At 53.1% G+C, this 6,434-nt stretch carries 5 protein-coding genes; 2 read left to right on the top strand and 3 right to left on the bottom strand.

The window, feature by feature from the left end:
- Positions 1-114: 114 nt before the first annotated feature.
- From hglS to FIV35_RS18735, 3 genes are all read right to left on the bottom strand, one after another.
- Positions 115-1,353 carry a 2-oxoadipate dioxygenase/decarboxylase HglS gene (hglS, locus tag FIV35_RS18745; protein WP_231980912.1) on the bottom strand — a complete coding sequence of 413 codons (1,239 nt, stop codon included), beginning with the start codon at positions 1,351-1,353 and terminating at the stop codon, positions 115-117.
- Between the two features lie 136 nt (positions 1,354-1,489).
- Positions 1,490-1,972 carry a RidA family protein gene (locus tag FIV35_RS18740; protein WP_034138541.1) on the bottom strand — a complete coding sequence of 161 codons (483 nt, stop codon included), beginning with the start codon at positions 1,970-1,972 and terminating at the stop codon, positions 1,490-1,492.
- A 55-nt stretch (positions 1,973-2,027) separates the two neighbouring features.
- On the bottom strand, positions 2,028-3,266 hold the full coding sequence (locus FIV35_RS18735; protein WP_034138540.1) for a diaminopropionate ammonia-lyase: 1,239 nt from the start codon (positions 3,264-3,266) through the stop codon (positions 2,028-2,030).
- 797 nt (positions 3,267-4,063) lie between these two features.
- Here FIV35_RS18735 and FIV35_RS18730 point away from each other — a divergent pair.
- Both FIV35_RS18730 and FIV35_RS18725 read left to right on the top strand, forming a co-directional pair.
- Positions 4,064-5,347: an aspartate aminotransferase type Ic gene (locus FIV35_RS18730; protein WP_034138539.1), complete on the top strand. Its 1,284-nt coding sequence runs from the start codon at positions 4,064-4,066 to the stop codon at positions 5,345-5,347.
- Between the two features lie 177 nt (positions 5,348-5,524).
- On the top strand, positions 5,525-6,424 hold the full coding sequence (locus FIV35_RS18725; RefSeq protein ID WP_034138538.1) for a LysR family transcriptional regulator: 900 nt from the start codon (positions 5,525-5,527) through the stop codon (positions 6,422-6,424).
- Positions 6,425-6,434: the final 10 nt, after the last annotated feature.

The following is a 6,434-nucleotide window of genomic DNA, read 5'->3' as shown; positions in this document are numbered from 1 at the left end:
GAGCACGAGGTCAGCAGCCTCGCGTTTGAATTCAGCGGAAAAGGAACGGCGTTGTTTGGTCATCTGGCACCTCGATCTGGCGAGCATTCTCGCCTAAATGGGTGTCCGGTTTCATTAGACCACTACAGTGCCACCAAGGTTGGACTGGAAGATTCCGGCCGCACTGACAGGAAGGAAATCTTCGTAAATGATCGGGTCTGCAAGTATCAACCCTTTGCTGAGTAAATCTTCCAGTGGGAACAGCTGGGCATGCTCAGGTTGGTATTCCGGGCCAGCGGAATATTTAAAATACGCCAGTTCCTGGATCCGCATGTCTTCGAGGCTATCGGGGAATTTTTTAAAAACTGCCTTTAGGTTGCTTTCGTAAGAGACAGCTTCTGCTCCGATCGCGCGGCGAGCTTCGCTAAGCAGTTCGTCATAGAGCGCCATACCCTTGGGTGTTAGGGCGGCACCTCGCTGTTCAATCTCGCCAAAACGGGCAGTGTGTGCACCGTCGCAGTCTGCTCCTACGAAGCGAATACGTTCTTCGAGCGCCTTGAAGCTCGTCTGGCGGAGAAGGATGGGGAAATTGCGCCGAGGTGGCCCTTCGATTAGCTGCTTCGCTTGCACGCCCCGCTTAGGCATCTCTGCCTGGGCTTGATCGATATCCAGTGTTCTAGGTGTGAGATGATTGATATGGGGCCCACGGAAGCACACCACGTCAGCCACCAGGCGATGAGCATCCTGTAGACGGTCAAAGGTCTCTGCATCTACGGTGGCCTCGCTGTGCCACCTGAACGTTTCAATCAGCTCGGAAACGAACTCAGATCCGGCTACGGCCGATAGGCCACCTTGTTGTTCAGCAAGTTCAAGTAACTCAATTGCGTTACTCGTGAAAATATTTCTACCGGACAGAATCCGTTCAGCTGTGGCACGCAGTTCCAGATTGTCGATCAGTTCCAGGCGCAGGAGAGAAGTGAAAATTCGGAACGGGTTCTTTGCCAGCGATTCGTTCGAGACGGGGCGGAATGCGGTCGCATGTACTGGCACGCCGGCGACGCTTAGATCGTAGTAGTCGACCGGCAACATGCCCAATATGCGGAACATCCGTCGCATGGTAGCGAGTTCCTGGGCGGTGCCGAGCCTGATTGCTCCGTGATATTCCTGGGTTAGCCGATCGAGATCATTTGTTCGACTCAATGCGGCGTGCAGTTCATCGTTTTGACTGAGCGTATTCTCGTTGACGTCCTCGACAATGCTTAGGAGGGTTGAGTATTGCAACACCTCGGCCTTGTACATATCAGACATCTGTTGGGAAAACATTGCGCGTAGGTCATCTGGTGAGATGAATTCAGACTGAGTATTTGTTTGCACGGGTTTCACCGGGTTGCCGTTGGCTCAATTAGGCTGGGCTGGGAGGGCGAATATCGTGACGCGCCAAAGGCAACTACTGGCTTCCTTAAGTCGATTCACGTAACCGCCGCCCCTGCGTTTTTTTATTGGGAGTCAGCTACCGCTTTCTGACAGCAATCATGTCCAGTTCTACTGCTGCATTTCTTGGGAGCCCTGCGACGCCGACGGCGGTACGTGCATGACCGGCCACCTCACCAAACAGGTTGTGCAATAGCTCCGACGCACCATCCGCTACTTGGGTTTGCTGGGAAAAACCGTCAACGCCTTGAACGAATACGTTTATCCGTAGGATCTTTTCTACGGCAGCGAGCGAGCCAAGCGAGTGCTTGAGTACGATTGCGGCACGCAGGGCACAAAGGGCTGCGGCGTTCTTAGCATCGTCCATGGACACATCTTGTCCAACCTTGCCGGAGTGAACCACCGCGTCGCCAACCTTTGGTATCTGGCCACTGAGGTACAGTGACTTTCCGTCGATGGTCACCGGCTCATACAGGCCGCCAGACACTGGATTTTCTTGGATATCCAAGCCAAAGGTAGACGCCAGCTCTGCTAGCTTGATATCGCGTTCATTCGATTGCATGGGTAACCTTCAATCTGATGCTCAATAGTAACGTCGCTTGCGTAAACTCATCGCCTCACAGAGCGGACTGCTTTTGGCGTTCAAACACTTCCGTGGCGGAAACGCCTACCAGCTTCTGGTAGATTTCCGGATCGGTCGCACCTTCACATCCAAAGAGCAGGATTTGGCTGTTCTCGTCCAGACCGAGCTTGGCTTTCAGCTCTGGGTCAGATGCTGCCTTGAGCACGGTTGCGTAACCACCGGCAGCTGACTCACCGCAAACAATTGGAGTGTCATTGTTGCCGTCGGCGAGCGCCTTCATGGCATCAACGGCCCAGGCATCGGGAATGGCTACGTAGTCAGTGCAGAGCCACTCCAGCAGCTTCCATGCTGCCGGCGAAACCTCGCGACAGGCCAAGCCCGCCATAATCGTATGCAAGGTGCCGGAGGAGGGGGTTGGTACACCGGTCGAAGCGCTTTGATAAAGGCAATCGGCTTCGCTTGGCTCGACCATGACAAAGCGGGGAAGGTTCTGTTCACCCAGGCGCAGTGCAATACCCATAAACACGGCAGCAGCAATACTTCCCACTCCGCCTTGCATGAACACGTGCGTGATTTTGGAGAGGTCAGGCACCGCAGCAATGGCTTCTTCCACCATCACCATGTAGGCGTTCATGACATGACGAGGGAGCGGATCTTGGAAATCCGTCCATGATGTGCTGCTGACAAAGTGCCAGCCGTTCATACGCCCATCTTCTTTAGCGCGCTTGACGGAGGCTTCGTACTCACCGTCAATGCGGATCACGATGGCGCCATAGGTTTCCATTGCCTCTTTGCGGCCAGGGCTGACATGGCCATGGATGTAAACCACGCAACGGCAATGGAACGTGGCGGCTGCATGGGCCAAACCTCGACCTTGGTTACCATCCGTTGCGACGCAGACGGTGACGCGTTCGGTGATGTGCTTGAACTCGCCAGCGCGCAATTGGGCCGCAGTTGGGCGGGCGCCGGTGACCTTCTCAACGGCGTCTGCCAGCAGCATGAAGACGGTGTAAGGGGCCCCAAGAGCCTTGAAGCTGCCCAGCTTGCGCCCAAAGCGTTGGCTTTCGTCTTTATAGAAAATCTTACCAAAGCCTAATTTCTTCGCTTGATTGTCCAGCGACCACAATGGCAAGACTTCATATCCTGGCCATTGTGTAACTTCATGAACAGCTGAATGCCAATTCTTCAAGTTGTCGACCGCAGTTTGCGCATTCTGACGTTTTTCTGGAAGCGTGTGTACGGTAGAACGATGATGCAGATATTCAGCTTGCATTCGGGCTATCCTTCGAAATATTAATCTTATTTTGGTGGTTCTAAACTTCAAATGAACAAGTATCGGGCTGCACCAAATCTTCGCCATCTGAACATAATAATCATGCGAAGTTGGCTCTTCTAGTTATGAAACTAAATAGGATCTCGCATAGTTTTGGCAGGGCGAATCAGGCGGCCCGTCTCTCGACTTTCACAGACCAAGAATTATCAATCAAATCGTTTTTAGGTATGGCGCAATCCGTTTGGCAAATGATGGGGCTGCCGGCTGGAACGGATTTGAAATTTTCATATATCAGTTTGGTGAGAGCGAAATTGTTGCTCAGGGGGGAAGGGGCAAGTAGAAATTAGACTTCAAGACCTTGGTGCAGCAAAGCTGCATGGGGAGATCCTCTCGATTATTCACCTAAATCCGCTTGGCCTCGGCCTGCAACGACGTCGTTGACTCTTACGAGCAGCGGGCATCGCAGCGAACTATTTGTTTCATCAATAGCGGTATACAAAATATCCATTGGATAGACTTTTATCTGGCGGTGATATTGGGCGCAACTCATAAGCCGGTAAGTGTCGCTTCCCAACGAGGTCGCGCGATGCTTTGTGTCCGGCAGCAATTGTCATCAGTGGATTGAGCGGCCAACCAGGAGCGTCAGGTTCGGGTTGGAAATGAGACTTCTACGATGATGGTTAGCTTCCTAGAAGTGATCGAGCTCTCCCATGCTCAAGCGAACCGCAGCTGGCTTGCGGACGTAAGAATTGGCCTGTCTTTTTGTATTATTCCCGACGAAAGTGGTGGAGTTTGCTTTGAAAATTGCTCATGACGATCTAAATCGCCTGAAGTCCGATGCTGATACTGAGTATTTGCGGTACTCCAAAATGGATTTGAGGATCGACATGGCAAGAGGCATTCCGTCACCTCAGCAGATCGATCTGTCGATGGCACTTCTGGATGTTCCACTTGGCAACGATTATCTGAGTGAAGACGGTACTGATAGCCGGAATTACGGGGGGCAGCAGGGGCTCCTGGAGGCCCGGCGTCTGTTCTCCACCTTGGTGGGAGTTCCAGAGGATCAAATCGTTGTCGGGGGCAATTCCAGCCTGGCACTCATGTATGAATGCTTGGCTCAAGCATGGCGCTACGGTACGCCAGACAGCCCGCGCGCCTGGTCACAAGAACCCGGTGGCATCTCATTCATCTGTGTGGTTCCAGGATATGACAGGCATTTTGCTATGTGTGAGGACTTTGGTATCCGGATGATCTCGGTGCCAATGCTCGACGATGGGCCTGACATGGAGTTGGTAAAGCGGCTGGTCGTCAGCGACAGCAGCATCAAAGGAATCTGGTGCGTGCCGAAGTACAGCAACCCGACCAGCACCACGTATTCGAAAGCTGTTGTCGAGACCTTGGCATCCATGCCAGCGGCTGCCAGGGACTTTCGCATCTTCTGGGATAACGCCTACGTCGTTCATCCCTTGGTTGAAGTAGATGACTCGCTGGAGAATATCTACACGCAAGCCGTTCGGCACGGCCACTCGAATCGTCCGCTGATCTTCGCCTCGACTTCGAAAATGACGTTGCCGGGGGCCGGCATAGCGGAGCTTGCCGGCTCTAAAGACAATACTGCCTGGTGGCTGAAAGCTGCAGCACTCCGAAGTGTTGGCCCTGACAAAGTGAACCAGCTCAGACAGGTTCGTTTCTTGCGGTCGCCAGAAAAAATCAAAGAGCTCATGGAGCAGCATCGACAGTTGCTGCTGCCGAAATTCGAGCGCGTTCATGAGGTGTTCAATCGAAGGCTCGGAACGTTTGGTGTGGCGCAATGGACTCGGCCGCGTGGCGGATACTTCGTCAGCCTTGAGGTGCTACCGGGGACTGCAAAGCGGGTCGTCGAACTGGCCGCCCAGGCAGGCGTTAAATTTGCGACGCCTGGGTCTTGTTTCCCGTACGGAATCGATGAACGCGACTATCAGCTTCGTATCGCTCCCTCCTATCCAGATATACTCCAGCTAACGACTGCGCTAGAGGTAATCTCGGTGTGCGTCGCCAAGGCGGCATTTGATCACTTGAGTGCCGTTGCATCCGTTGAGTGAGCGCTCGTTGTTCGCCTGCCGCAGGCGAGGTCTGGAGGCGTTATGTTGTGGCAAGCGCTGCGTCGTGCTGCGTCGCGCTGCGCAAAAGTAATCGCGTAAATAATCTGTCCTGGTCTGGAAACGCTTCGTGCTTTTCCTGGACGGCTATTTCTCCTGAATGAGTGATTGGAGGGGGCTATGAACTTGCGAGCGGTAGATCTCAATCTCCTGGTCATCTTCGATACCTTGATGAAGGAGCGGCATGTCACGCGCGCTGCGCTCAAAGTACCGATGAGCCAACCCGCCATGAGTAGTGCGCTGTCTCGACTACGACTGTTGTTCAAGGATGATCTGTTTATTCGGGTTGGCGGCTGCATGGAGCCAACGGCTCGAGCCATCGAGCTAAGTGTCGGTGTTACCAGGATCTTGCGTGAAGCCGAGAGATTAATGACGTCAGAAGTGTTGTTCGATCCAGCCTCAAGCGATGATCATTTCACTGGGCGTATGTCTGATCTGATCACCTATTTGGTATTGCCCACGCTTTCCGGGCTTCTTTCCAGGCAAGCACCCGGTATGCGGATGGATATCACGCACATCCCCATTGATCAGACCCTTGCCCGGATGGAAAGCGACCAGTTAGATTTCGCAATCAGTACTCAGCTCAAGCACACCTCGAACATCGTGAGCGAGCCATTGTTTATGGACAGGCTCGTGTGTGTGATGCGTGACGGACATAAATTGTCCGGCGCTGAGCTGTCTATGCAGGAGTTTCTGAAGGCCGACCATCTACACGTTGCGGTGAGTCAGCATGATGTCCGGTTCGTGGACAATGTGCTGGCAGAGCAGCAGGTCTCTAGGCGAATTACGTTAACGATTCCTCACTGGCTATCCTTACCTGCCATCCTTTGTGAAACAGACATGATTTCTGTCATATCTGAAAGGCTGGCAAGTACCTTCGTTGATAAGGCGCTTGTCATCAAGGAGTTGCCGTTGAGCATGCCTTCCTTCAGTTGGGATCTGTACTGGCATAAGCGCAACAAAAATACTGCTGCGCATTCTTGGTTGAGGGAACAGATCAAGCAGTGTTGTAGTGAGTAAATTGTGCTGA

The sequence above is a fragment of the Pseudomonas rhodesiae genome (genome assembly GCF_007858255.1).
Classification (GTDB): Bacteria; Pseudomonadota; Gammaproteobacteria; order Pseudomonadales; family Pseudomonadaceae; genus Aquipseudomonas; species Aquipseudomonas rhodesiae.
The sequence above is the reverse complement of the archived record's forward strand: the minus strand, read 5'-3'. Positions and strand labels throughout refer to the sequence as shown.

Excerpts from the sequence above, each read along its gene's own strand:
- FIV35_RS18735 (WP_034138540.1), bottom strand. The coding sequence starts at position 3,266 with ATGCAAGCTGAATATCTGCATCATCGTTCTACCGTACACACGCTTCCA.
- FIV35_RS18725 (WP_034138538.1), top strand. The coding sequence starts at position 5,525 with ATGAACTTGCGAGCGGTAGATCTCAATCTCCTGGTCATCTTCGATACC.
- FIV35_RS18740 (WP_034138541.1), bottom strand. The coding sequence starts at position 1,972 with ATGCAATCGAATGAACGCGATATCAAGCTAGCAGAGCTGGCGTCTACC.